Genomic DNA, 24,142 nt, shown 5'->3' with positions numbered 1-24,142 from the left:
TAAACATCCGATTAGTACGTTATTTTCATCTGTGCTACTGGCGCAAAAAGGGAATTGGTTTACACTGCCGATTCTACGCATGCTGCAGGGAAACTGATTATGTTGCGATATTTAAACCAATGCTCTCTTGGGCGCACCGCATGGCTGCTTCTGGCCTTTACGGCCTTTGCGCTTGAGATGGTGGCATTGTGGTTCCAGCACGTTATGGGGCTGAAACCTTGTGTGATGTGTATTTATGAACGTTGCGCGCTGTTTGGCGTGATGGGTGCGGGCCTGGTGGGTGCGATTGCCCCCAAAAGCCCTCTGCGCTACGGCGCGCTGGCTATCTGGCTGTACAGCGCAGGGAAAGGCGTTCAGCTGGCATGGGACCACACCATGCTGCAGCTTCACCCGTCACCGTTCGTGACCTGTGATTTCTTCGCCCGTTTCCCAGGCTGGCTGCCGCTGGACAAATGGCTGCCTCAGGTCTTCGTCGCTAGCGGCGACTGCTCCGTTCGCCAGTGGGAATTCCTGTCGCTGGATATGGTGCAGTGGCTGCTCGGGATCTTCGCCGTGTTGCTGGTCATTGCGGTGCTGGTGCTGATTGCCCAGTTCTTAAAACCAAAACGCCGTGACCTGTTCGGCCGCTAATTTAGCGCATTACGGAAAGCAATAACCCACCTCTCGGTGGGTTATTTTTTATGAATGATCGCGGCGGTAAAGCGCCCATTCGTCGATTCGTTCTCCGCCAGGCAGCAGGCAGTCAGCCCTTTCGCCTTCAGGCGTTTTCACGCTAACTGATTTACCACCTTTCTCCAGGCAGTAAACCGATGCCGGGTTTGCCATGCCCACGCTACGCGGTGGCTTCGGCGCTTCGCGCTCTGCGGTCGCACAGCCACTGAGCAGCAGTATGCCTATAATAGTAGTTAGTTTTTGCATTTTTCCTCCTTTAAAGAAGGAATATTAGCAGCGCGGCTGAGCAGAAGCCAAAGACTGTTGCGCCAGTGGGCTAAAACCGGAGAAGGTCGCATTTAACGGACGATGAGCGGAAACCTGCATTGCGGATTTGCAAAAGATACAGACTGCGCCATGGGGATTTGATTCTCGGACATCGTAGGAGGAAGTGCGATACTGCGATCCGCCACATGACGGACACTGGAATATTAAATTCAGGATAAAAACTCTCTTATTTTGGTTATTGAAAATCCATCCTATCACAAAATGAGTTATAAGAAGGATTTATTTTCATCCCCAGGCATTACCGAAAAGCGCTAGTCCGCCCACTCGGGTTTGTTAAGGATATGGTCCTGCCAGTCGCGAACTTCCGACTCTTTCACCGCGATATGACGCACGGAAATACGTTCGCCGTGCATTGCCGCTTTTGAGCCGGTAATCAGCGGGTGCCATTCCGGCAGCGGTTTGCCTTCGGCAAGCAGACGGTAAGCACAGGTGTGCGGTAGCCACTCGAAGGTAGGCAGGTTATCACGGGTCAGCTTGATGCAGTCCGGCTCATATTCAAAGCGGCGGACGTAGTTCTTACACTGGCAGGTTTTGATACTGAGCTGCTTACACGCGACGTTGGTGAAGTAGATCTCGTCGGTATCTTCGTCCATCAGCTTGTGCAGACAGCACTGACCACAGCCGTCGCATAATGACTCCCACTCGGCGTCGCTCATTTCGTCGAGAGTTTTACTTTGCCAAAAAGGAGTGGGTGTCATAACGGTTCCTGCATTTAAAAATTAAGCGCACCTTATAAACAGTCTGACACCCGGATGCAAGTTTTGCCGCCCTGAAGCGGCAAATTGTTTACAAAACGCGCGTGTTCAGGCTGTGGCCGGCAAAGCTCACTTCCAGCTCATCGCCACCGTGCAGCGGGCCCACGCCTTCCGGCGTTCCGGTGAGGATCACATCTCCTGCGCGCAGAGTGAAGAATTTGCTCATGTAGGCAATCAGCGGCACGATCTTGTGGATCATATCTTCGGTATTGCCCTGCTGGCGAACTTCCCCGTTGATTTTCAGCTCAAGAGGCGTGTTTTGCGGATCGTGCGTAAACTGCGCCGCAGGGATAAAACCGGAGATTGGGCATGAGTTATCAAAGCCCTTCGCTTTTTCCCACGGCTGGCCTGCTTTTTTCAGCTTAGCCTGCAGGTCACGCAGCGTCAGATCCAGCGCGACGCCATAACCGGCAATCGCCTTAAGGACGTGCTCTTCGCTTGCCTGCTTAAGGGTGGCGCCGATCAGGATTGCCAGCTCCACTTCATGATGTACAGAGCCAAACTCCTGCGGCAGCGCCAGCGGCTGGCGAATGTCACACAATGCGCTCTCGGGCTTGATAAACACCACCGGTTCGTCCGGCGTCGCGCTGCCCATCTCTTTAATATGTTTGGCATAGTTGCTGCCAACACAGACTACCTTGTTTACCGGAAAATCCAGCAGTGCACCCTGCCAGTTATGATGTTGATACATGCCTTTCCTCTGTGTCGTTTGTGTTAACTGCCTTTGATACTAGATAAAAAAATCCCCGCTGAATACCGGGGAAGTGTTTCTAAGCGTGCCTTATTTATTCGCGATAGCGTCCGCCATCTTGCCGATGCTAATGGCGAAATAATAAGAGCGGTTCCAGTGCATCAGGGTGCGGAAATTGTTATAGACCAGGAACGAACGTCCCAGGCCATCGTCTGGCTTCACCAGCCAGCCTTTTTGTGCCGATGCCGGGAGATGTAAACCGTTGGGCAGGGTAACGCCCAGCTTTTTCCATTGAGCAACGCGCTTGCCTTGCCCTGGATTTGTGCCCAGAAGCGAAGGATTAAAACCGTTTGGCAGTTTCACTTCCAGGCCCCAGCCGCCGCCGTGCTGCCAGCCTTCCATCGCCAGATAGTTGGCCGTGGAAGCAAAAACATCGCGGGTGTTATTCCAGATATCAATTTTACCGTCGCCATCACCGTCTTTGCCGTAGCGCAGCAGCGAACTCGGCATAAACTGATTTTGCCCCATCGCGCCCGCCCATGAACCTTTCATCTGTGAGGCGCTAACGTCACCCCGCTGGATGATTTTCAGCGCCGCCATCAGCTCGTTGGTGAAAAAGGCTTCACGGCGTCCCTCAAAGGCCAACGTCGCCAGAGCAGAAATCACATCTTCTTTGCCCTGAAGTTTGCCGAAATTGCTCTCCATCGCCCACAGGGCGACAATGTAACGGCTTTGGACACCGCTTTTTGCACTAACCATTTCCAGTTCGGTCTGGTGCTGTTTAGCCAGGCTGCGGGCCTGTTTAATTTTGGCCGGCGTGATGACACGCTTTAAATAGTCATCAAGCGTAATTTTCTTTTCCAGCTGATTACGGTCAGATTTAATGACCCGATCGACAAAATGAATATTGGCAAAGGCCTTCTCCAGCGTGGCATGGCTGATGCCTTTAGCTCTGGCTTCTTTCTTTAATTGTTCAACATAGGCAGGAAATTCAGCGGGATCGCGCCCCTGCTCTGCAAGCGTGGTCGCTTCAGAGAGTTTGGTCTGAGATGCAGCGACGGCCGCAGGAGCCGCCTCTGCATGAGAAATGTAACCGGTAATACTGGCGAGAATTAAGGCGCTGAGGGTCAACCTGGATGCTGAATATTTCATCGTCTTTCCCTCAATAATGTGTTTCGCACATCTTCAGGCTTTATGTCCGGAAAAGATTTACCGTCAGTCCTAAAGTTATTTTTTCGGACTGTTTTCCAGGTGCACGGTCAGCAAACTTTCTATCGGCGGTGGGATCTGCAAATAATACCCCTCATTTTCCAATGCCTGTTTAACTTTATCCAAATCGGCATTGGCCAGTTTTTTGCTGCCATCCAGCGGCAGAAGCATCGACAGCACCGGTTTACCAAAGCCTTTCATCAGTTCTTCCGGCACTTTGGAGAAATCGTCTTTTTTTTCGACATAAAGATAAGTCCGATCGCGTTTGGTACTTCTGTAGATCACACAAAACATTTTTTTTACTCTATTTTCGCCAGCGAGTGGCTTGCCTGAATATAAGCTGGACTATAACATGCCTGGTGTACTTCGGAATATCGTCCCACAATTGTGGGGATTGAAACTGAATTGAGTAAGGCCAGGATGTCAAACACGCCAATCGAGTTAAAGGGCAGCAGTTTTACCTTATCTGTGGTTCATTTGCATGATGCACAACCTGAGGTTATTCGCCAGGCACTGGAAGATAAAATCGCCCAGGCTCCCGCATTCTTAAAGAATGCCCCGGTGGTCGTTAACGTCGCCAGTCTCGATGGTTCCGTCAACTGGAAGAAAGTACAACAGGCCGTCACCGCAACCGGCCTGCGCGTGGTGGGTATCAGCGGCTGTAAAGATGAAGCGTTAAAAGCTGACATTGAGCGTGCTGGCCTGCCCTTGCTGACCGAAGGGAAAGAAAAGATTGCCAGAGCGCCGAAAGCCGCGCCCGTTGAGCCCGTGGTCGTTGCCGCGCCGGATGTTAGCCCGGTCACAAAAACGCGTTTAATTGATACCCCGGTCCGTTCCGGCCAGCGCATTTATGCGCCAAACTGTGACTTGATTGTGACCAATCACGTCAGCGCCGGTGCAGAACTGATAGCAGATGGTAATATTCATATTTACGGCATGATGCGTGGCCGTGCGCTGGCTGGTGCAAACGGCGATCGTGATGCACAAATATTTTGTACTAACCTGGTAGCAGAGCTTGTCTCTATAGCGGGCGAGTACTGGCTGAGTGAGCAGATCCCAGCCGATTATTATGGAAAAGCGGCTCGCCTTAATCTGGCGGGTGGTGCGCTCTCCGTTCAATCTTTGTATTAAGCCCTTTTAACAAGGAAATCCTTTATGGCACGCATTATTGTTGTTACATCGGGTAAAGGGGGCGTCGGTAAGACCACGTCCAGCGCGGCCATCGCCACGGGTCTGGCCCAAAAGGGAAGAAAAACCGTCGTTATTGATTTCGATATTGGCCTGCGTAACCTTGACCTGATCATGGGCTGCGAACGCCGCGTCGTGTACGATTTCGTCAACGTTATTCAGGGCGATGCCACGCTGAACCAGGCGCTTATCCGCGATAAACGCACCGAACAGCTCTATATCCTGCCCGCTTCACAAACCCGCGATAAAGACGCCCTGACCCGCGAAGGCGTGGCCAGGGTGCTTGAAGACCTGAAAAACATGGACTTCGAATTTATCGTTTGTGACTCGCCCGCGGGCATCGAGACCGGCGCGCTCATGGCGCTGTACTTTGCTGACGAAGCGGTTATCACCACCAACCCGGAAGTTTCCTCGGTGCGTGACTCAGACCGTATTCTCGGCATTCTGTCGTCGAAATCACGCCGCGCTGAAAACGGCGAAGACCCGATTAAAGAGCATTTATTGCTCACCCGCTACAACCCTGGCCGCGTCAACCGGGGCGATATGCTGAGCATGGAAGACGTGCTCGACATTCTGCGCATTCCTCTGGTTGGGGTTATCCCGGAAGACCAGTCGGTGCTGCGCGCGTCCAACCAGGGCGAGCCGGTTATTCTTGACGGTGAATCTGACGCGGGCAAAGCCTACGCCGATACCGTGGAACGCCTGCTCGGTGAAGAACGCCCTTTCCGCTTCATTGAAGAAGAGAAGAAGGGTTTCCTGAAACGCCTGTTCGGAGGATAAGTTATGGCATTACTCGACTTTTTTCTGTCACGAAAAAAGAACACCGCCAACATCGCGAAAGAGCGTTTACAGATTATCGTTGCTGAGCGTCGCCGTAGCGATGCTGAACCGCATTACCTGCCTCAGCTGCGCAAAGACATTCTCGACGTGATTTGCAAGTACGTGCAAATCGATCCTGAAATGGTCAGCGTTCAGCTTGAGCAACGAGATGGGGATATTTCGATTCTGGAGCTGAACGTCACGCTCCCGGAAGCGGAAGAAGCCAGTAAATCTGCGTGAATAAAAACCCCCTGCTTATGTCAGGGGGTTTTATTTTTACTCTAAGCCTTAACGATTATTAAGATCTTTCTCGTTGACCTACCGCCAATATATTTCACCCTGTGAATAACACTGTAATTATTCCCAGGTATCGAAACACTATTAGTATTCTGCCAACAGTTTAGTTAACGCCTCTGCCATTAATTCGGCGCGCCAGCCGCTAATTAATTCCGGCTCAACGTGCTGAGGTTTCAATTTCCAGTGCCAGTTTAACAGCTGGTTTATTTGGCGACGCGATGCCAGTAATTCTGCACTCAGCCCTTTTGCCTCACTCACTTCCTGCACCAGCGCTTTAATCGCCTTAAAGACTTTGCGGTAGCCCGGCATATCCACCAGGTTCTGCAGCGGCTGCGGCAGCTCGCTCTCAGGCAATGCCTGCGCCTCCGCAACCAGCGCGATAAGCGCTTTACCGTGGAAACGAATTTCGCTGCCGCTCAGACCAAGAGCGTCCAGTTCCCCGAGCGATCCCGGCATATAGCGAGCCACCTGCCAGAGGTTCTCTTCGCGCACGACAAAATTTACCGCCATATCCCGCTCACGCGCTTTACGCAGGCGCCACGAGGCCAGCTTCTTGAGGCAGGCCAGCTGGCGGGTACGAAGCTGCCATGCATTGCCAATTTCGCGCCAGGCTTCTTCCGGGTCAAGCTGGTCACGGCGACGGGCACACATCAGCTGGCACTCGTCGAGAGCCGCGTTGATCCAGCCGGCCGCTTCGGTTTCGGCCATGAGCTTCTCAGCGATGGGCAGCAGATAGAGCACGTCTGCCGCCGCATAATCGCACTGCCGCTCTGTTAACGGACGTGCCAGCCAGTCAGTGCGGGATTCGCTTTTATCCAGCGCGATGCCGGTATAGGACTCCACGATAGTCGCAAAGCCGCAGGAGAGCGGACGCCCGGTGAATGACGCAAGAATTTGGGTATCGATAAACGGGTCTGGCAGCATGCCAAAAGCGTTCAGGAAGACTTCGAGGTCTTCGCTGCCGGCATGCAGGTATTTAACCGTATCAGGGTCCTGCAGCAGCGCTTTAAACGGCGACCAGTCGCTAATAGCTAACGGGTCTATCAACGAGGCCTGCTGGCCATCATAAAGCTGGATCAGCCCCAGTTGCGGGTAATAGGTTCGCGTACGGACAAATTCGGTGTCCAGCGCCAGCGCGGGGAACTGACGAGCGGCCTGGCAAACGGCGGCCAGCCCTTCATCGGTGGTAATCATCTGGTAAGTCAAATTCAGTTCTCTTAGGTTGCGCCCATAAAAAATGCCGGCGAACCGGCATCAGGACGAGTGACTTGGAGCTCAGGCGTTATTGTTGCCTGTCTTGCCCGCTTCGTCACGCAGTTCTCGTCGTAAAATTTTCCCGACGTTGGATTTTGGCAATTCCGTGCGGAATTCTATCAGTTTCGGCACTTTATAGCCGGTTAACTGGCGGCGGCAGAAGGCGATAAGCGCTTCTTCCGTCAGGGCCGGGTCCTTCTTCACGACGAAGATTTTGACGTGCTCACCGCTTACGCCGGCAGGCACACCAACCGCCGCAACTTCCAGCACGCCTTCGTTCTGCATCACCACGTCTTCAATTTCGTTGGGATAAACGTTAAAACCGGAAACGAGGATCATGTCTTTTTTACGGTCAACGATGTTCATAAAGCCTTCGTCGTTCATCACCGCAATGTCGCCGGTGCGCAGCCAGCCGTCTTTCAGAATTTCATCGGTCTCTTTCGGGCGCTGCCAGTAGCCCAGCATCACCTGAGGCCCTTTAACGCAAAGCTCACCGGGCTCGCCAGGAGGAACCTCATTGCCTTCATCATCAATCAGCTTCACATCGGTAGACGGCACCGGCAGGCCAATAGAGCCGCTGTGGTAATCCATGTCATGCGGATTCGCGCTGACCAGCGGCGCGCACTCCGTCAGGCCGTAGCCTTCCAGCAGGAAGCGCCCGGTTAATTTTTCCCAACGTTCAGCCACGGCGTGCTGAACCGGCATGCCGCCGCCCGCGGAGAGGTGCAGGCTTGAGAAGTCCAGCTGCTGGAACTCTTTGTTGTTCAGCAAGGCGTTAAACAGCGTGTTCACGGCGGTCATGGCGGTGAAAGGATATTTCGCCAGTTCCTTTACCAGGCCCGGAATGTCGCGCGGGTTGGTAATCAGCAGGTTCTGACCGCCCATATCGATAAACAGCAGGCAGTTAATGGTCAGGGCAAAAATATGATAGAGCGGCAGCGGGGTGACCACCAGCTCCTTGCCTTCATGCAGCAGCGGGCTATAGGCCGCCCTCACCTGCTCAAGGTTGGCCAGCATGTTGCGGTGCGTCAGCATCGCGCCCTTCGCCACGCCGGTCGTGCCGCCGGTATACTGCAGGAAGGCCAAATCGTCGTTGATAATTTCAGGCTTGATATACTGCATGCGGTAGCCGCTTTGCAGCGCGCGGCGGAAGGAGATAGCGTTTGGCAAATGGTATTTAGGCACCAGCCGCTTGATGTATTTGACGACAAAGTTAACCAGCGTGCCTTTCGGGCCGGAGATCTGGTCTCCCAGGCGGGTCAGGATCACGTGCTTCACCTGGGTTTTATCGACCACTTTTTCCAGCGTGTGGGCAAAGTTCGACACGATGACAATCGCGCTGGCGCCGCTGTCGTTCAGCTGGTGCTCCAGCTCGCGTGGGGTATAAAGCGGGTTAACGTTAACCACCACCATTCCGGCACGCAGTATGCCAAAGAGCGCCACCGGGTACTGCAGCAGGTTGGGCATCATCAGCGCAACGCGGTCGCCTTTTTTCAGCCCCAGGCCCTGCTGGAGGTAAGCGGCGAATGCACGGCTGCGCTCTTCCAGCTTACGGAAGGTCATCACCTCCCCCATATTGATAAACGCAGGCTTGTCGGCATAGCGAGTGACGGCCTGTTCAAACATATCAACCAGGGATTGATAGCGATCGGGATTTATTTCAGCCGCAACGTCGGCCGGGTAGCGGTTAAGCCAAACCTTATTCAAGGATCCACCTCTGAAATTATTATTTGTCGTCATCACAACCCCAGGCTACACATTTCGTTAACATAATATTAACTCAGCGTACCAGTTTATTAATTAGCCTGATTAAAGGTTGCGAAGCGCATCACTAAATTTTTTCATCCGTCCTGGATAAAAACAAACAGCGGCCAGGCCGCTGTTTGAAAATATTTAAAAACAACAGATTATTCGGTTACGACGGTTTGTACCTGTGCGGGCCCCGGATTATACCAGCCGCCCCACATATCATAATGATGACGGTACGGGTATGGGCCGCCCCAGAACCACGGATCTATGGGCTGCGGTGGCATCACAACCTGCTGAACCACGTTCCAGCGCTTATACCCTGTCGCCTGCATGGTCATGAATTTATACGGCGTCTGGCCAATTTTACCTTCTGCGGTGCCGGTGATTGGCCCCACAACGGTGACCAGCTGATTACGAAAATCAACCGGGTCCAGGAAACCGTTCACGTCGGCATAAATACGCCCGTGAGAAGGTTCATTCAGCGCCGGGCGGGCACCTTCATCCAGGCTGACGGTGGCAATTTCCAGCCGGGTTTTCCCCTTCAGGTTATCCACGTTCACCACCCGGCCGCCAAAACGTGCTTCCTGCCCAACGTAAAGCTGGGGAGCATTCATGACGACCGTCAGATCCTGCTGCGGCGTCGCCGAGGTTCCTTTGATGGCGTCCGGCACGCTCACGCAGCCGCTCAGCACCAACGCCGCGGCGGCTGCAAGCAGCCAGCTGCATTTTTTGACATTACAAACAGCCATACCTCATCTCCTTAACCTCCACTCCGTTCGGAGCGGTGGGTATTACTCTCTACCAGGAAGCTTTTTCCAGGTCACTTCATTGCGCAGGTAGACCGGTTCGGCGTGTTCCACGGCGACGGTTTTTCCGGCGTTAAAAGCCTGCAGCGCCAGCGGCAGCATGTCTTCTGCTTCGGGCAGCGTGGTTTCACCGTCCTGCAACAGAAGTCCGCTATCCTGCGCCATATCAGGCCAGGCCTGCCAGCCTGTACCGACTGTAGCCCAGCTGCCGCTAAGCTGTTTCAACCGACCGGCAACGTCTTCCGGCTTGAGGACGGCTTCGCTTTCTTCGCCGTGCCACACGCCCTGCTCGTCACGCTGATATTCGGCCCAGTAGACTTCGCCCATGCGAGCATCTATGGCGGCCAGAACCCGGGTTGCCCCGGTACGGCGCCATGCGCCCTGCGCCATCGTCGCAAGCGTTGAGATACCAATCATCGGCAGCTCAGCGCCCAGCGCCAGCCCTTGTGCAATGCCGATACCAATTCGCACGCCGGTAAAACTGCCCGGCCCACGCCCGTAGGCGAGTGCGTTCACATCAGACAAAGTAATTTCGCCCTGGTTCAGGATGTCCCTCACCATGGGCAAAATTCTTTGCGTATGCTCGCGCGGGCAGAGTTCGAAATGGGCGTAGGACGCCTCGTCGTTTTGCAGAGCAACAGAACAGGCTTCTGTTGCGGTATCGATGGCTAAAATTCGCATGGACTTGCCAACCTCTGGCGGAGATAAGGTCAAAAAACGGCGCGCATCATACCATAGCCTGGCACAAATTACTGCGCGCCAGAGGCGCTGAGGAACTCAACTGCCCGATTTATATCCCGGGTACGCGGCGTTGGCGGCAGGCTGTTCAGGAAAACAGCGCCATAAGGCCGCATCACCAGCCGGTTATCACAGATAACCAGCACGCCCCGGTCCTCCACGTCGCGAATGAGTCGGCCGACGCCCTGCTTGAGGGTGATGACCGCATCCGGCAGCTGGACATCGTCAAACGGATCGCCGCCACGAATGCGGCAATCTTCCATTCGAGCCTTCAGCAGCGGATCGTCCGGTGAGGTAAAGGGCAGCTTGTCGATGATGACCAGTGAGAGCGTATCGCCCCGAACGTCAACGCCTTCCCAGAAGCTGCTGGTCGCCACCAGCAGGGCATTACCGGCCTCAACAAACTGCTGCAACAGCTGGCCTTTGCTGGTTTCGCCCTGCAGCAGCACCGGGAGCGTCATGGTGGCGCGGAACTGCTCGGCCAGGTCGCGCATCATGGCGTGGGAGGTACAAAGCATAAAGCAGCGCCCGTTATTGGCTTCAATGAGAGGACGCAGCAGATTGGCCAGATGGCGGCCAGCGTGGGGTTGATTCGGCGTTGGCAGCCCTCGCGGCACGCAGAGCAGCGCCTGCTTAGCGTAGTCAAACGGGCTTGCCAGCAGCAGCGTTTCTGCCTCGTCGATGCCCAGCCGTTCGGTGAAATGGCTCATTTTGTCATTCACCGCGAGGGTCGCCGAGGTGAAGACCCAGCAGCCCGCTTTTTCACGGATAGCTTCCTTAAACTTGTCTGCCACGGACAGCGGCGTCAGGGCTAGTGTGAAATGGCGGGCGTTACATTCGTACCAGTAGCTGTACCCCGGCTGATTGATCTCTTTCAGCCGCTTGATGCGTCCACGGTAAATCACCGCCCGTTCAAAAGCAGCGTCCAAAAGCGCAGAGCGCCCAAGGGAAAGCTTCGCCACGTCGTAACACAGCTCCAGCGCGTCATCGAGCAGCAGCAAAGAACGCTGAATATTGGCGTCCGCGAGCAGCTCACGCAGGTTGCCACGGTAGCCCGGGTCGCCTATTTGCAGGCGAAAATCCTGCGTGCGCTGAGCGAGGCTGTCGGCGCTTTTTTGCAGCTGTTGCACATCCCGAACTTCTGTCCGGTAAGCAATAGAGATGTCTTTGGCGAGGTCGAGCAGTTGGCGGCTGGAGATAGACTGACCAAAATACTGGCTGGCGATATCGGGGATCTGATGAGCTTCATCGAAAATCGTCACTTCGGCCTCTGGGATCAGCTCCGCGAAGCCACTCTCTTTCACCACCATATCGGCCAGATAGAGATGATGGTTCACCACCACCACGTCAGCATCCATTGCCTTTTTACGCGCTTTCACCACGAAACAGTCCTGATACTGCGGGCAATCCTGGCCCAGACAGTTGTCGTTGGTGCTGGTAACCATCGGCCAGACGGTGGAGTCTTCGGCGACAGAAGCACAGGTGCTGATATCACCGTCGACGGTTTCGCTGGCCCAGCCGCGCAGATGTACCACGTCGCTTAGTGCCTGCACGGGCAAGTCGCCACCGGCCAGCGACTGCTGTTCAAGTCTTTCCAGGCAAAGGTAGTTAGAGCGTCCCTTCAGCAGCGCCACGCGGCCGGTAAATTTCAGCGCCCGGGAGATAGTCGGCAGATCGCGGGAAAACAGCTGATCCTGCAGCGCCTTTGAGCCGGTAGAGATAATCACTTTTTTGCCCGAACGCAGGGCGGGGGCAAGGTAGGCATACGTTTTCCCCGTACCGGTACCGGCTTCTACCACCAACTCGCCGCCGGCTTTAATGGCCCTGGTGACCGCCTCTGCCATTTCACGCTGCGCCTCACGCGGCCTGAAACCGGGAATGACCTGAGCCAGTTGGCCGTCTGCTGCAAAATCGTCCGTCACGTTACCCCCTGGTTAAATTGCCAGTGATTATGTCAGCCCTGGCCAGGTTTATCCAGCAAGCCGGTGGAACCGGGCAGCGGATTATGGCAGTCTGTGCCGCACATATCGTTTGTTGTTAAGGAGTTGTCATGAGTATTGCGCGTATTAAACCCGAAGCTCGCTGGTCTGATGCTGTTATCCATAACCAGACCGTGTACTACACCGGCGTGCCTGAAAACCTGGATGCCGACGCTTACCAGCAGACGGCAAATACCCTTGAGCAAATTGACACCCTGCTGGCCGAGCTTGGCAGCGATAAGACCCGCATTCTGGATGCGACTATTTTCCTGCCGGACGGCGAGGATTTTGCGGCAATGAATAAAGCGTGGGATGAGTGGGTTGTGGCGGGTAAAGCGCCGGTACGCTGCACCGTACAGGCTAAACTGATGAACCCGCGTTACAAAGTGGAAATCAAAATCATCGCCGCCGTGTAACGCAAAGCCGTTGAGGCCCGGCTAGTCCTGCGGGTCTTCTTCTTCGTCGTCTTCATCTTCAAAGCGTGCGACGATGTTACCGCCGGTGTGCGAGGCACGGATCTCACTGGCCACCAGGGCGATGGCTTCGCCGCTGCTCATGCCGTTTGCCATCAGTTCGTGAATACGCTCGACGGCCTGCTGCTGCTGCTCGTGGCTAAGCGCCGGTAATCCTGAAATCATATCGAACTCCTGTTACAGTGCTGGAGCCGCTACTTTACTCTGCTCCAGACGATGCTACCAAGATGAATGTTATAGCTACCCCCGATTTTTACGAACTCAGCTGGCAGCCCGATGCCGTTCAGCACTATTTTCGCCCTGTTTCGGGCCAGCCCTGGGCCATGCTGCTCCATTCCGGGTTTGCCGATCACCCTCATAACCGTTTCGACATTATGGTCGCCAATCCGCTGGCTACGCTGGTCACGCGCGGGCAGGAAACGATTATTGAGCGCGACGGCAATCTGTCGCATCACGAAGATTGCCCGCTTGAGCTGCTACAAAATACGCTGAACAGCTTTGGTTTTCTCGCACAGTCCCAATCTGATTTCCCCTTCTGCGGCGGCGCGCTGGGTTTATTTGGCTACGATTTGGGGCGGCGTTTTGAAACATTACCCGTGACGACGGAGCAGGATTTAACCACCCCGGATATGGCCGTGGGTATTTATGACTGGGCGCTGATTGCAGACCATCAGCTTGAGCGCCTGACGCTGGTCTGCTGCGGAGACATCGAGTCTCGTCTGGCCTGGCTTGAGGCGTTGAAACCACGCCAGCCTGCCCAACCTTTCAGGCTCATCAGCGAATGGCATTCCAATATGTCGCGCGAAGCTTACGGTGAGAAATTCCGCCAGATTCAGGCTTATTTAAGCAGTGGAGACTGTTACCAGGTCAATCTTGCCCAGCGCTTCAGCGCCAGCTATGAAGGTGATGAATGGCAGGCATTCGAGCGGCTTAATCAGGCAAACCGCGCGCCGTTCAGCGCCTTCCTCAGACTGCCTGAAAGCTGCATTCTTAGCCTTTCCCCGGAACGCTTCGTGCTGCTTGAAGGCAAGCAAATCCAGACCCGCCCGATTAAGGGCACCCTGCCGCGTCTGGCAACGCCTGAAGCCGATGCCGCACAGGCAAACCGGCTGGCAAACTCAGCTAAAGACCGCGCCGAAAATCTGATGATTGTTGATTTGCTGCGCAACGATATTGGCCGCGTGGCGGTACCGGGCAGCGTCAAAGTGCCTGAGCTTTTCGTGGTCGAGCCGTTCCCTGCGGTTCATCATCTGGTGAGCACGATTACCGCTGAGCTTCCCGAAACCCTCAGCGCCTGCGATCTCCTGCAGGCTACCTTCCCCGGGGGTTCGATTACCGGCGCGCCCAAAGTGCGGGCAATGGAGATTATCGAAGAGCTGGAGCCACAGAGGCGCAACGCATGGTGCGGCAGTATCGGCTACATTAGCTTCTGCGGCAATATGGATACCAGCATCACCATCCGCACGCTGACCGCTGAAGGCGGAAAATTATACTGTTCTGCCGGCGGCGGGATCGTCGCCGACAGTAACGAAGCGGCGGAATATCAGGAAACTTTTGACAAAGTTAATCGTATTTTGCCCCTACTGGAGAGTTAATGCATGGTCGGTTCGTCCCTGACGCTGAATGATTTCCTCACCCGCTTTCAACTGCTGCGCCCTACTGAAAGCGGCCCTGTCAGCAACAAACGTCAGGCGGCGGTACTGGTACCGATAGTGCGTCGGCCTCAGCCGGGGCTTTTACTCACCCAGCGTTCCATCATGCTGCGTAAACACGCGGGCCAGGTGGCCTTCCCCGGCGGGGCGGTAGACGACACCGACAGTTCGCTGATTGCCGCCGCATTGCGCGAGGCTCAGGAAGAAGTCGCCATTCCGCCAGAGTGTGTCGACGTTATCGGCACCCTTCCCCCGGTGGACAGCGTGACCGGTTTCCAGGTAACGCCCATTGTCGGCATTATTCCACCCGATTTACCGTGGCGCGCCAGCGAAGATGAAGTGTCGGCGGTCTTTGAGATGCCGCTTGCCGAAGCGCTTCGCCTCGGACGCTACCATCCTTTAGACATCCATCGCCGCGGCAACGCGCACCGCGTGTGGCTATCCTGGTATCAACGTTATTTTGTCTGGGGTATGACGGCGGGCATCATTCGGGAACTTTCTTTACAGGTAGATAGCGATCCAGACGACAGTTTAAAACGCTGAAAATGGCTATATTTAATAACCATAAAGGCCATAAATCATCTGCTATTAGGTGGTTTATGGTTAAGCATTAGTTTAATTCATGTGAATAGTTTCCTGGTGGAACCAATAAATTTTTAAACTAGCGCTTAGCCATTTCAAAGCATCATGTTCCATGAAACAGGGTGCTATCAGAGGAGTTTTAGCGTGATTAGCATATTCGACATGTTCAAGGTCGGCATCGGGCCATCCAGCTCCCATACCGTCGGGCCAATGAAGGCCGGGAAACAGTTTGTCGACGCACTGATCGAACAAGGGCTGCTGGACAGCACCACCCGCATTGCGGTGGATGTCTACGGTTCCCTTTCCCTGACGGGGAAAGGCCACCACACCGATATCGCGATTATCATGGGTCTGGCGGGCAACCAGCCGGATAACGTTGATATCGATGCCATTCCAGCCTTTATCCGCGACGTAGAAACTCGTGGTCGTCTGCTTATCGCTCAGGGCCGCCATGAAGTCGATTTCCCGCAGGATAACGGCATGCGTTTTCGCAGCGATAACTTGCCGCTGCATGAAAACGGTATGCAGATCCACGCCTACAACGGCGACAAAGAGATCTACAGTAAAACCTACTACTCCATCGGTGGCGGTTTTATCGTTGACGAAGAGCATTTCGGGAAAGATTCGGTAAACGAAGTTTCCGTGCCTTATCCGTTCAACTCCGCCCAGGAAATGCTGCAGCACTGTAAGGACACCGGGCTGTCCGTGTCCGGCATGGTGATGCAGAACGAACTGGCGCTGCACAGCCGCCAGGAGATCGAAGATTACTTCGCCAACATCTGGCAGACCATGCGCGCCTGTATCGACCGGGGCGTAAACACCGAAGGCGTGCTGCCTGGCCCGCTGCGAGTGCCGCGTCGTGCATCTGCCCTGCGCCGTATGCTGGTGTCCAGCGACAAGCTCTCCAGCGACCCGATGAACGTGGTTGACTGGGTGAACATGTTTGCGCTGGCGGTGAACGAAGAGAACGCCGCCGGTGGGCGCGTCGTTACGGCCCCAACCAACGGCGCCTGCGGGATTGTTCCGGCAGTATTGGCCTACTACGACCACTTTATCGAGCCGGTCACGCCAGACACCTGGATTCGTTATTTCCTGGCTTCCGGTGCCATCGGCGTGCTCTACAAAATGAACGCCTCAATCTCCGGGGCGGAAGTCGGCTGCCAGGGCGAAGTTGGCGTTGCCTGTTCGATGGCGGCCGCGGGCCTTGCGGAAATTATGGGCGCGGCCCCTGAGCAGGTTTGCATCGCTGCGGAAATCGGCATGGAGCACAACCTTGGCCTGACCTGTGACCCGGTCGCCGGGCAGGTTCAGGTGCCTTGTATCGAACGTAATGCCATTGCCTCGGTTAAAGCAATCAACGCTACCCGCATGGCGATGCGCCGTACCAGCGCGCCACGCGTTTCGCTCGATAAAGTCATTGAAACGATGTATGAGACAGGCAAAGACATGAACGCCAAATACCGCGAAACATCGCGAGGCGGCCTGGCAATTAAGGTTCAGTGTGATTAAGAATAAGTTGCCAGAAAGTCGGGGAGCAAGAGACCAGGACTCCCCCTCATCCAGCCTTAAATCAGAGATATAAGCCACATTCGGCGCCGCTTATGCGGCGCTTTTTTATCTTATCTTTTTTTATTTTTTTGCCACCCTGATATCCCACTACACTTTGATGATAACGTTACGCCTCACTTCTTGCGGCGAGAAACAGGGAAACAGGGATGCAAACGGCACAGCGGATTATTTCTGACTATCGCCGCAGGCGAGTTATTGTCTGCGCCGTACTCGCCATTTTAGTTTTAATCGTCACGCTTAGCGTCAGGTACACGACCGAACGAAACCTTAACGAACAACGCGTAGCTCAGTTTAATCAAAGAGTTATAAATACCCTTGATACCCTTCTCGCCCCGCTTAATACCGTCAGCGACGACATCATGCAGCTTATCGGCACCTCCTGCGCCGATGCCCAATTAAAAATCCGCGAGCACGCGGCAAAAATGCAAACGGTGCGCGCCATTGGCTTAATCCAGGACGGCGTTCTTTATTGCTCCAGTATTTATGGCAGCCGCGATGTGGGAATTCATCAGCTCCATACCCGCCTGCCTTCGCCCGACCCTTTGCTCTTTTTATCGCGTGACAGCTCGCTGTTAAAAGGCACTCCGGTACTGATTTTCTGGCGCCCGCAGCCAGGCGAAACGCGTGATGGCGTTATGCAGATTATTAATATCCAGATGCTGACCAGCCTGTTGCTAAAACCGGAGCACCCCTGGGTGACACGCGCGGTGCTTAACGTTGGCAACGATCATCTGGAATACGGCTCGGGCCTGCAGGCTAAGATCGTTCCGGATGAGGATCAGGTTTCTCAGCAAACGGCTTCAAAACTTTACCCCTATTCTATCACCGCAATCGGGCCTTCCGCCGACCAGCTGACGTTGCAAAACCTGCCGTCGCAGCTCCCGCTGGCCTTACTGCTCAGCATGCTGGTGGGCTACATTGCCTGGCTCGCCACCGCCAACCGCATGAGCTTCTCCTGGGAAATCAACCTCGGCCTTGCCGCCCGGGAATTTGAAGTCTTTTGCCAGCCGCTGGTCAGCGCCCGAAATTTAGAATGCGTTGGCGTGGAGCTGCTGCTGCGCTGGAATAACCCGAGGCAGGGCTGGATTTCACCGGAGGTATTTATTCCCCTGGCGGAGCAGCAGCAGCAAATCGCCCCGCTCACGCGATTTGTGCTGGATGAAACCGTACGCCACCTTGAGATATTCCCTAAAACGCCAGGGTTTCACATTGGCCTGAACGTTGCCGCCAGCCACTTCCACGACGGCGCGATTATTCGCGACCTGAAACGCTACTGGTTCCCGGCGACGCCGAAGCAAAAACTGACGCTTGAGCTCACCGAGCGTAACGCCCTGCCCGCGATGGATCACAGCGTGGTTCAGGAGCTGCACAGGCTCGGTATCGACCTGGCTATCGATGATTTCGGCACCGGCCACAGCTCGCTCGCCTATCTCGAGACGCTGAATCCCAATGTGCTGAAAATAGACAAATCCTTTACCGCCGCTATCGGTACCGATGCGGTTAACTCTACGGTGACGGATATTATTATTGCCCTTGGGCAAAGGCTGGATATCGATCTGGTGGCTGAAGGGGTGGAAACGCAGGAGCAGGCAGAGTATCTGAGGCGTAACGGTGTGGCGGTGTTGCAGGGCTTTTTATACGCAAAACCCATGCCGCTGCGGGATTTTGCTCACTGGCTCGAGGGCAACATGCCGCCGCCCCCTCGCCATGAAGACCGGGCTATCCCGGCCTTCCCTGCGCGCTGAATTACTCTTCTTCGTCCTCGTGTGGAGAGCGTTCTTTCTCCACGCGAACCAAATCGACCCGGTAATCATTCGCTTCAACTATCTGAATACGCAGCGGCGGCACTTCGATAACGTCTCCCACTTTAGGGATATGGCCGTTCACCGAAATCACCAGGCCCGCAATAGAGGCGATGTCCTGTTCGTCGTGCATCAGGCGATGAATGTCCAGACGCTGCTGAAGCGCATGAAGATCGGTGGAACCTTTCACCAGCCAGCCTTCACCGTCACGCACTATCTCAGGGGTTTCGTCCGCATCCGGGAATTCACCGGCAATCGCTTCCAGCACGTCCAGCGGCGTCACCAGGCCCTGTACCACGCCAAATTCGTTGTTCACGATAACGAAGCTGCCGCGGGCCCGACGCAGCACGCCAAGCAGGTTGATCGGGTCCAGCGTTTCCGGCACCACAATGGCCGGAGACTGCGCGGCAATCGCCGCCACGTCAGCGCCTTCGTCCAGCGCCACCAGCAGCTCTTTCGCACGCACTACGCCGATGATTTCATCCAGTTCACCACGGCATACCGGGAACAGGCTGTGCGGGGACTCCAGCAGCTGCGCGCGGATCTCAGAGACGCTTTTCATGGCATCAACCCAGGAAATCTCCCCGCGTGGAGTCATGATGCTGCGCAGTGAACGTGACGCCAGGGTCAGCACGCCGTTAATCATGTAGCGCTCTTCTTCGGCGAAAGATTCGGCCTCAATAGGCCTCATCGCTTTGCTGTCTTCGCTGTGCTGCGTACGCTCCTGACGTTTGCCGCTCATCATGCGCAGAATCGCATCGGCGGTACGGGCGCGTAGCGGCTGGCGAGACTGATGACGAATAAAGTTACGACGGGCGATCTGGTTAAACAGCTCGATGATTATCGAGAAACCGATGGCCGCGTACAGGTAGCCTTTCGGAATGTGGAAGCCAAAACCTTCCGCGACCAGGCTCAAACCAATCATCAGCAGGAAGCTCAGACAGAGCACAACCACCGTCGGATGCTGGTTGACAAAATTGGTCAGCGGCTTGGAGGCCAGCAGCATAACGCCCATCGCAATGACGACCGCAGCCATCATGACAGGCAGATGGTTTACCATCCCCACGGCGGTAATTACCGCATCCAGCGAGAACACGGCGTCCAGCACTACAATCTGCAGTACCACCACCCAGAAGCTGGCATAGCCTTTACCGTGCCCGTCGTCGTGCTGGCGGTTTTCAAGGCGCTCGTGCAGCTCCGTTGTGGCTTTAAACAGCAGGAAGATACCCCCCAGCAGCATAATCAGGTCGCGGCCCGAGAACGTGAAGTCAGCAACGCTGAACAGCGGCGCCGTAAGCGTGACAAGCCACGAGATCAGCGACAGCAGCGCCAGTCGCATAATCAGCGCCAGCGACAGGCCGATCAGTCGAGCCTTATCGCGCTGTTTCGGCGGCAGTTTGTCCGCCAGAATGGCAATAAAGACCAGGTTATCAATACCCAGTACGATTTCCAGCACCACAAGCGTGAGTAAACCCGCCCAGATTTGCGGGTCCATTAACAGTTCCATGTCAGACTCCCGTCCTGGGCGCAGAAAATCTGCATTCCGTGAGTAACGGACGCAAAATAGCTAGTGAATCGTATTTGCGGGTGCGAAACGCCGCTGAGAAGGGGGGATTTAGGCATCCCGGCAGTGAAAAGACGTCGGTGACGGTCCATAGGGTGGGCTACTGCCCGCTACTCCTGAAAGTGAATCGGACGCTAACATTATCAAAGGAAACCGGGCTTTGGCAAAGATTTACCTGACTTTGCAATTTTTTTGCAACTTCCGATGACCATATTTTACAGCGTAATTGTTTGAATTAGTGACAAAGTTAAATTACGGATCTTCATCACATAAATTATTTTTTCACTGTCTAAAATAATTCCGGCAAATAGTTTGTTCTACTTTGAACGTGTTATCTGAATCGATTCGCTAAAACCGAGACCGATACACCACCGCACCCTTCGAGGGGTGTTGTAATGACAAAAACAGGAGGTAGCAAGTGACTATTGCTATTGTCATAGGCACACATGGCTGGGCAGCGGAACAATTGCTGAAAACCGCCGAAATGCTATTAGGCGAACAAGAAAACGTTGGCTGGATAGATTTCGTCCCGGGTGAAAATGCTGAAACCCTGATCGAGAAATATAACGCACAGCTGGAGAAACTGGACACCAGCAAAGGCGTTTTATTCCTCGTGGATACCTGGGGTGGCAGTCCATTCAATGCAGCAAGCCGTATCGTTGTTGATAAAGAACATTACGAAGTGGTCGCCGGGGTCAATATCCCGATGCTGGTCGAAACCCTGATGTCGCGTGACGACAACCCTACCTTCGACGATCTGGTCGCACACGCGGTAGAAACCGGCCGTGAAGGCGTGAAGGCGCTGAAGGCCAAACCGGTAGAAAAAGCAGCACCTGCTGTCGCCGCCGTGCCGAAAGCCGCAGCACCGGCCAAACCGATGGGGCCAAACGACTACATGAATATCGGTCTGGCACGTATCGACGACCGCTTAATTCATGGCCAGGTTGCTACCCGCTGGACGAAAGAAACCAACGTCACCCGCATCATCGTCGTTAGCGACGAAGTGGCGGCGGACACGGTCCGTAAAACTCTGCTGACTCAGGTCGCACCGCCGGGCGTTACCGCACACGTCGTGGATGTCGCGAAAATGATCCGCGTTTACAACAACCCTAAATATGCCGGCGACCGCGTGATGTTGCTGTTCACCAACCCAACCGACGTGGAGCGTATCGTCGAGGGCGGCGTAAAAATCACCTCCGTTAACATCGGCGGTATGGCGTTCCGCCAGGGCAAAACCCAGGTCAACAACGCTATTTCCGTAGATGAAAAAGATATCGAAGCTTTCAAAAAACTGAATGACCGCGGTATTGAGCTCGAAGCGCGGAAAGTGTCTACAGATCAAAAACTGAAAATGATGGATCTGATCGCTAAAGTTAAATGATTGTCATCACTAATAATATTGCTCAGATTTCACACATAAGTCATCGTCAATAGGAGAAGTACAATGGAGATTACCACTCTTCAGATTGTGCTGGTGTTTGTCGTAGCCTGTATCGCCGGTATGGAGTCGGTGCTCGATGAATTTCAGTTCCACCGTCCGCTTATCGCCTGTACTTTAATCGGCGCCGTACTCGGCGACATGAAAACCGGCATCATCATCGGCGGTACGCTGGAAATGATTGCCCTGGGCTGGATGAACATCGGTGCCGCCGTGGCGCCTGATGCCGCCCTCGCCTCAATTATCTCTACCATCCTGGTTATCGCCGGGCACCAAAGCATCGGGGCGGGTATCGCGCTGGCGATTCCACTTGCCGCCGCGGGCCAGGTACTGACCATTATCGTTCGTACCATTACCGTGGGCTTCCAGCACGCAGCGGATAAGGCCGCCAACAACGGCAACCTGACGGCGCTGTCCTGGATCCACGTTTCTTCCCTGTTCCTGCAGGCAATGCGTATCGCGATTCCAGCGGTTATCGTCGCCATCTCCGTAGGCACCAGTGAAGTTCAGAACATGCTGAACGCCATTCCTGAAGTGGTCACCAGCGGCCTGAACATCGCCGGCGGCATGATCGTGGTAGTGGGTTACGCAATGGTCATCAACATGATGCGTGCGGGCTACCTGATGCCGTTCTTCTACCTCGGTTTCGTTACCGCGGCGTTCACCAACTTCAACCTGGTGGCACTGGGCGTGATTGGCGCAGTTATGGCCATCCTCTACATCCAGCTGAGCCCTAAATATAACCGTAGCGCTGGCGCGCCGGCCCAGGCTTCTGCCGCTAACGATCTTGATAACGAACTGGACTAACAGGTGAGCGAAATGGTTGATTCCACTAAATTAGCGACTGAGAAGAAAATCACCCAGAGTGATATCCGTGGCGTATTCCTGCGTTCAAACCTGTTCCAGGGTTCATGGAACTTCGAGCGTATGCAGGCGTTAGGCTTCTGTTTCTGTATGGTTCCGGTTATCAAACGACTGTACCCGGAAAACAACGAAGAACGCCGTCAGGCCATCAAGCGTCACCTGGAGTTCTTTAACACCCACCCTTACGTTGCCGCCCCGGTGCTTGGCGTAACGCTGGCGATGGAAGAGCAGCGTGCTAACGGCGCAGCGATTGACGACGGTGCGATAAACGGCATCAAGGTTGGCCTGATGGGGCCGCTGGCAGGCGTGGGTGACCCTATTTTCTGGGGTACCGTACGCCCGGTCTTTGCTGCCCTGGGTGCGGGTATCGCGATGAGCGGTAGCCTGCTTGGGCCACTGCTGTTCTTCATCCTGTTCAACGCCGTGCGCCTGCTGACCCGCTACTATGGCGTGGCCTATGGCTATCGCAAAGGGGTCGATATCGTTAAGGATATGGGCGGCGGCTTCCTGCAGAAACTGACGGAAGGGGCGTCCATTCTCGGCCTCTTTGTCATGGGGGCACTGGTTAACAAGTGGACGCACGTTAACATCCCGCTGGTGGTGTCAAAAATCACCGACCAGACCGGGGCCGTTAAGGTTACTACCGTACAGACTATCCTTGACCAGCTGATGCCGGGCCTGGTCCCGCTGCTGCTGACCTTCGCCTGTATGTGGCTGCTGCGCAAAAAGGTCAACGCGCTGTGGATAATCATGGGCTTCTTCGTCATCGGTATTGTGGGTTACGCTATCGGCCTGCTGGGCCTGTAATTTGTTGTGATAACCGGGGGCACTTAGCCCCCGGTTTTTTTATCTTTAACGGGAGGTTTCATGACGCTGACGGATGTCGTGCTGGTTGTTTTCATCGCGCTGCTGCTGGCTTTTGCTGTTTACGATGAGTTCTTGATGGACAAGATGAAGGGCAAAACCCTGCTAAAAATCCCCCTGCTTCGCCGCAACCGTGTCGACAGCGCCATCTTTGTCTTTCTCATCGGCATCCTCATCTACAACAACATCACCTCTCACGGTACCCCGCTGACCACATGGTTATTATCTGCTCTGGCATTGATGGCCATTTATCTGTCGTGGTTCAGGCAGCCTAAGATTTTGTTCAAAAGCCATGGTTTTTTCTTCGCCAATGTTTGGGTGGAATATAACCGTATTAAAGAGATGAATTTATCCGAGGACGGCGTGCTGGTGCTGCAATTAGAACAGCGGCGCTTATTGATTCGGGTAAAGAATATTGATGATCTCGAAAAAATCTACAAGTTAATGGTTGCAACTCAATAAGTTACAATTATAGCAATGTCTATATTTGTGGCTTATTTTTCGCCATTAAAAACATAGCCTTTGCTATTTCTTAAGATTTGTGCGGCTTTATTTTAACGTTTCCTTTGCATATGCAGTTAAATGCAAATCGTTATCAATAAATGACGATAAAAAATAGAATTCAAAGATTGTTTTAGTTTAAAAAAATATGTTAAGGTTGCGCCCGTCGTTGGGGAGTAGCCGATTTCTGCCATAGGCAGAAATGTACATGTCAACATACTCGTTATATCCGTCCTTGAGATTAACGTGGCATGTACGCCTCAGAGTTCTGAGTAGGCGAGACCATAGGCACGCGCCATCGTAAAGTTGGGGATGGTTTGCGTGTATATGGATATCCCCAACTGAGGCA

26 protein-coding genes and 1 riboswitch are annotated in these 24,142 nt (G+C 54.4%); of the genes, 13 read left to right on the top strand and 13 right to left on the bottom strand.

What is annotated here, in order from left to right; genetic code table 11:
• Window positions 1-99: 99 nt before the first annotated feature.
• Window positions 100-630 carry a disulfide bond formation protein DsbB gene (gene dsbB / locus JT31_RS21835; protein ID WP_038482151.1) on the top strand — a complete coding sequence of 177 codons (531 nt, stop codon included), beginning with the start codon at window positions 100-102 and terminating at the stop codon, window positions 628-630.
• Between the two features lie 48 nt (window positions 631-678).
• Here the strand turns inward: dsbB and JT31_RS21830 are convergent, their stop codons facing one another.
• From JT31_RS21830 to JT31_RS21810, 6 genes are all read right to left on the bottom strand, one after another.
• Window positions 679-918 carry a DUF333 domain-containing protein gene (locus JT31_RS21830; RefSeq protein ID WP_038482149.1) on the bottom strand — a complete coding sequence of 80 codons (240 nt, stop codon included), beginning with the start codon at window positions 916-918 and terminating at the stop codon, window positions 679-681.
• A gap of 24 nt (window positions 919-942) precedes the next feature.
• Window positions 943-1,197 carry a hypothetical protein gene (locus tag JT31_RS24130; RefSeq protein ID WP_071843000.1) on the bottom strand — a complete coding sequence of 85 codons (255 nt, stop codon included), beginning with the start codon at window positions 1,195-1,197 and terminating at the stop codon, window positions 943-945.
• A gap of 53 nt (window positions 1,198-1,250) precedes the next feature.
• The gene (locus JT31_RS21825; protein WP_038482146.1) at window positions 1,251-1,697 is read right to left on the bottom strand and encodes a YcgN family cysteine cluster protein; all 447 of its coding nucleotides are present in this window, start codon (window positions 1,695-1,697) and stop codon (window positions 1,251-1,253) included.
• Between the two features lie 88 nt (window positions 1,698-1,785).
• Entirely contained in the window at window positions 1,786-2,445 is a 660-nt protein-coding gene (locus JT31_RS21820) for a fumarylacetoacetate hydrolase family protein (RefSeq protein ID WP_038482143.1), read from the bottom strand.
• A gap of 90 nt (window positions 2,446-2,535) precedes the next feature.
• Window positions 2,536-3,597: a lytic murein transglycosylase gene (locus JT31_RS21815; RefSeq protein ID WP_038482140.1), complete on the bottom strand. Its 1,062-nt coding sequence runs from the start codon at window positions 3,595-3,597 to the stop codon at window positions 2,536-2,538.
• Window positions 3,598-3,672: 75 nt separating this feature from the next.
• Window positions 3,673-3,948, bottom strand: a complete 276-nt coding sequence (locus JT31_RS21810) for a YcgL domain-containing protein (protein ID WP_038482137.1) — start codon at window positions 3,946-3,948, stop codon at window positions 3,673-3,675.
• A gap of 126 nt (window positions 3,949-4,074) precedes the next feature.
• On the opposite strand from JT31_RS21810, the gene minC reads away from it, so the two are divergent.
• From minC to minE, 3 genes are read left to right on the top strand one after another with little or no spacing between them, the layout of a single operon-like run.
• A complete protein-coding gene (gene minC, locus JT31_RS21805) occupies window positions 4,075-4,785 on the top strand; it encodes a septum site-determining protein MinC (protein WP_038482134.1) in 711 nt (236 codons plus the stop codon).
• A 24-nt stretch (window positions 4,786-4,809) separates the two neighbouring features.
• Complete coding sequence (minD, locus tag JT31_RS21800; protein ID WP_038482129.1) at window positions 4,810-5,622, top strand: septum site-determining protein MinD; 813 nt, start codon at window positions 4,810-4,812, stop codon at window positions 5,620-5,622.
• Window positions 5,623-5,625: 3 nt separating this feature from the next.
• Window positions 5,626-5,901: a cell division topological specificity factor MinE gene (minE, locus tag JT31_RS21795; RefSeq protein ID WP_008454068.1), complete on the top strand. Its 276-nt coding sequence runs from the start codon at window positions 5,626-5,628 to the stop codon at window positions 5,899-5,901.
• A gap of 141 nt (window positions 5,902-6,042) precedes the next feature.
• Here the strand turns inward: minE and rnd are convergent, their stop codons facing one another.
• From rnd to JT31_RS21770, 5 genes are all read right to left on the bottom strand, one after another.
• Window positions 6,043-7,164 carry a ribonuclease D gene (gene rnd / locus JT31_RS21790; RefSeq protein WP_144244074.1) on the bottom strand — a complete coding sequence of 374 codons (1,122 nt, stop codon included), beginning with the start codon at window positions 7,162-7,164 and terminating at the stop codon, window positions 6,043-6,045.
• Between the two features lie 69 nt (window positions 7,165-7,233).
• Entirely contained in the window at window positions 7,234-8,919 is a 1,686-nt protein-coding gene (fadD, locus tag JT31_RS21785; protein ID WP_144244073.1) for a long-chain-fatty-acid--CoA ligase FadD, read from the bottom strand.
• A 200-nt stretch (window positions 8,920-9,119) separates the two neighbouring features.
• Window positions 9,120-9,710: a Slp family lipoprotein gene (locus tag JT31_RS21780; protein WP_038482119.1), complete on the bottom strand. Its 591-nt coding sequence runs from the start codon at window positions 9,708-9,710 to the stop codon at window positions 9,120-9,122.
• A 42-nt stretch (window positions 9,711-9,752) separates the two neighbouring features.
• Complete coding sequence (gene tsaB, locus JT31_RS21775; protein WP_038482116.1) at window positions 9,753-10,448, bottom strand: tRNA (adenosine(37)-N6)-threonylcarbamoyltransferase complex dimerization subunit type 1 TsaB; 696 nt, start codon at window positions 10,446-10,448, stop codon at window positions 9,753-9,755.
• A 68-nt stretch (window positions 10,449-10,516) separates the two neighbouring features.
• Window positions 10,517-12,427 carry an ATP-dependent DNA helicase gene (locus tag JT31_RS21770; protein WP_038482113.1) on the bottom strand — a complete coding sequence of 637 codons (1,911 nt, stop codon included), beginning with the start codon at window positions 12,425-12,427 and terminating at the stop codon, window positions 10,517-10,519.
• Window positions 12,428-12,555: 128 nt separating this feature from the next.
• Between JT31_RS21770 and JT31_RS21765 the strand changes: the two genes are divergently transcribed.
• Window positions 12,556-12,900 carry a RidA family protein gene (locus JT31_RS21765; RefSeq protein ID WP_038482110.1) on the top strand — a complete coding sequence of 115 codons (345 nt, stop codon included), beginning with the start codon at window positions 12,556-12,558 and terminating at the stop codon, window positions 12,898-12,900.
• A gap of 21 nt (window positions 12,901-12,921) precedes the next feature.
• Here the strand turns inward: JT31_RS21765 and JT31_RS21760 are convergent, their stop codons facing one another.
• The gene (locus JT31_RS21760; RefSeq protein WP_038482107.1) at window positions 12,922-13,122 is read right to left on the bottom strand and encodes a YoaH family protein; all 201 of its coding nucleotides are present in this window, start codon (window positions 13,120-13,122) and stop codon (window positions 12,922-12,924) included.
• Window positions 13,123-13,184: 62 nt separating this feature from the next.
• Between JT31_RS21760 and pabB the strand changes: the two genes are divergently transcribed.
• From pabB to JT31_RS21740, 4 genes are all read left to right on the top strand, one after another.
• On the top strand, window positions 13,185-14,552 hold the full coding sequence (gene pabB, locus JT31_RS21755; protein WP_038482104.1) for an aminodeoxychorismate synthase component 1: 1,368 nt from the start codon (window positions 13,185-13,187) through the stop codon (window positions 14,550-14,552).
• 3 nt (window positions 14,553-14,555) lie between these two features.
• Window positions 14,556-15,152: a CoA pyrophosphatase gene (locus JT31_RS21750; protein WP_038482101.1), complete on the top strand. Its 597-nt coding sequence runs from the start codon at window positions 14,556-14,558 to the stop codon at window positions 15,150-15,152.
• A 183-nt stretch (window positions 15,153-15,335) separates the two neighbouring features.
• The gene (gene sdaA, locus JT31_RS21745; RefSeq protein ID WP_038482098.1) at window positions 15,336-16,700 is read left to right on the top strand and encodes an L-serine ammonia-lyase; all 1,365 of its coding nucleotides are present in this window, start codon (window positions 15,336-15,338) and stop codon (window positions 16,698-16,700) included.
• A 206-nt stretch (window positions 16,701-16,906) separates the two neighbouring features.
• Window positions 16,907-18,505 (top strand): EAL domain-containing protein, encoded by a 1,599-nt coding sequence (locus JT31_RS21740; protein WP_038482095.1) that lies wholly within the window; start codon window positions 16,907-16,909, stop codon window positions 18,503-18,505.
• A 1-nt stretch (window position 18,506) separates the two neighbouring features.
• On the opposite strand, the gene yoaE is transcribed toward JT31_RS21740, so the two are convergent.
• A complete protein-coding gene (yoaE, locus tag JT31_RS21735) occupies window positions 18,507-20,069 on the bottom strand; it encodes a CNNM family cation transport protein YoaE (protein WP_038482092.1) in 1,563 nt (520 codons plus the stop codon).
• A gap of 475 nt (window positions 20,070-20,544) precedes the next feature.
• On the opposite strand from yoaE, the gene manX reads away from it, so the two are divergent.
• The 4 genes from manX (at window position 20,545) to JT31_RS21715 (ending at window position 23,754) form a co-directional block, all read left to right on the top strand.
• A complete protein-coding gene (gene manX, locus JT31_RS21730; protein ID WP_038482089.1) occupies window positions 20,545-21,507 on the top strand; it encodes a PTS mannose transporter subunit IIAB in 963 nt (320 codons plus the stop codon).
• Between the two features lie 63 nt (window positions 21,508-21,570).
• Window positions 21,571-22,371 carry a PTS mannose/fructose/sorbose transporter subunit IIC gene (locus JT31_RS21725; protein ID WP_038482086.1) on the top strand — a complete coding sequence of 267 codons (801 nt, stop codon included), beginning with the start codon at window positions 21,571-21,573 and terminating at the stop codon, window positions 22,369-22,371.
• A 12-nt stretch (window positions 22,372-22,383) separates the two neighbouring features.
• Window positions 22,384-23,235 (top strand): PTS mannose transporter subunit IID, encoded by an 852-nt coding sequence (locus tag JT31_RS21720; protein WP_038482083.1) that lies wholly within the window; start codon window positions 22,384-22,386, stop codon window positions 23,233-23,235.
• A 60-nt stretch (window positions 23,236-23,295) separates the two neighbouring features.
• Window positions 23,296-23,754 carry a DUF986 family protein gene (locus tag JT31_RS21715; protein WP_038482080.1) on the top strand — a complete coding sequence of 153 codons (459 nt, stop codon included), beginning with the start codon at window positions 23,296-23,298 and terminating at the stop codon, window positions 23,752-23,754.
• A 198-nt stretch (window positions 23,755-23,952) separates the two neighbouring features.
• A riboswitch (yybP-ykoY riboswitch) is annotated at window positions 23,953-24,141 on the top strand.
• The last annotated feature ends 1 nt before the right edge of the window (window position 24,142 follow it).

Origin of the sequence: Cedecea neteri (assembly GCF_000757825.1) — a bacterium.
GTDB lineage: Bacteria > Pseudomonadota > Gammaproteobacteria > Enterobacterales > Enterobacteriaceae > Cedecea > Cedecea selenatireducens.
The sequence above is the reverse complement of the archived record's forward strand: the minus strand, read 5'-3'. Positions and strand labels throughout refer to the sequence as shown.

Bases quoted from the DNA above. Each gene is read 5' to 3' on its own strand.
- dsbB (WP_038482151.1), top strand. From the start codon at position 100: ATGTTGCGATATTTAAACCAATGCTCTCTTGGGCGCACCGCATGGCTG.
- JT31_RS21830 (WP_038482149.1), bottom strand. From the start codon at position 918: ATGCAAAAACTAACTACTATTATAGGCATACTGCTGCTCAGTGGCTGT.
- JT31_RS21825 (WP_038482146.1), bottom strand. From the start codon at position 1,697: ATGACACCCACTCCTTTTTGGCAAAGTAAAACTCTCGACGAAATGAGC.
- JT31_RS21820 (WP_038482143.1), bottom strand. From the start codon at position 2,445: ATGTATCAACATCATAACTGGCAGGGTGCACTGCTGGATTTTCCGGTA.
- JT31_RS21815 (WP_038482140.1), bottom strand. From the start codon at position 3,597: ATGAAATATTCAGCATCCAGGTTGACCCTCAGCGCCTTAATTCTCGCC.
- JT31_RS21810 (WP_038482137.1), bottom strand. From the start codon at position 3,948: ATGTTTTGTGTGATCTACAGAAGTACCAAACGCGATCGGACTTATCTT.
- minC (WP_038482134.1), top strand. From the start codon at position 4,075: ATGTCAAACACGCCAATCGAGTTAAAGGGCAGCAGTTTTACCTTATCT.
- minD (WP_038482129.1), top strand. From the start codon at position 4,810: ATGGCACGCATTATTGTTGTTACATCGGGTAAAGGGGGCGTCGGTAAG.
- minE (WP_008454068.1), top strand. From the start codon at position 5,626: ATGGCATTACTCGACTTTTTTCTGTCACGAAAAAAGAACACCGCCAAC.
- JT31_RS21780 (WP_038482119.1), bottom strand. From the start codon at position 9,710: ATGGCTGTTTGTAATGTCAAAAAATGCAGCTGGCTGCTTGCAGCCGCC.
- tsaB (WP_038482116.1), bottom strand. From the start codon at position 10,448: ATGCGAATTTTAGCCATCGATACCGCAACAGAAGCCTGTTCTGTTGCT.
- JT31_RS21765 (WP_038482110.1), top strand. From the start codon at position 12,556: ATGAGTATTGCGCGTATTAAACCCGAAGCTCGCTGGTCTGATGCTGTT.
- JT31_RS21760 (WP_038482107.1), bottom strand. From the start codon at position 13,122: ATGATTTCAGGATTACCGGCGCTTAGCCACGAGCAGCAGCAGCAGGCC.
- pabB (WP_038482104.1), top strand. From the start codon at position 13,185: ATGAATGTTATAGCTACCCCCGATTTTTACGAACTCAGCTGGCAGCCC.
- JT31_RS21750 (WP_038482101.1), top strand. From the start codon at position 14,556: ATGGTCGGTTCGTCCCTGACGCTGAATGATTTCCTCACCCGCTTTCAA.
- JT31_RS21740 (WP_038482095.1), top strand. From the start codon at position 16,907: ATGCAAACGGCACAGCGGATTATTTCTGACTATCGCCGCAGGCGAGTT.
- yoaE (WP_038482092.1), bottom strand. From the start codon at position 20,069: ATGGAACTGTTAATGGACCCGCAAATCTGGGCGGGTTTACTCACGCTT.
- JT31_RS21725 (WP_038482086.1), top strand. From the start codon at position 21,571: ATGGAGATTACCACTCTTCAGATTGTGCTGGTGTTTGTCGTAGCCTGT.
- JT31_RS21720 (WP_038482083.1), top strand. From the start codon at position 22,384: ATGGTTGATTCCACTAAATTAGCGACTGAGAAGAAAATCACCCAGAGT.
- JT31_RS21715 (WP_038482080.1), top strand. From the start codon at position 23,296: ATGACGCTGACGGATGTCGTGCTGGTTGTTTTCATCGCGCTGCTGCTG.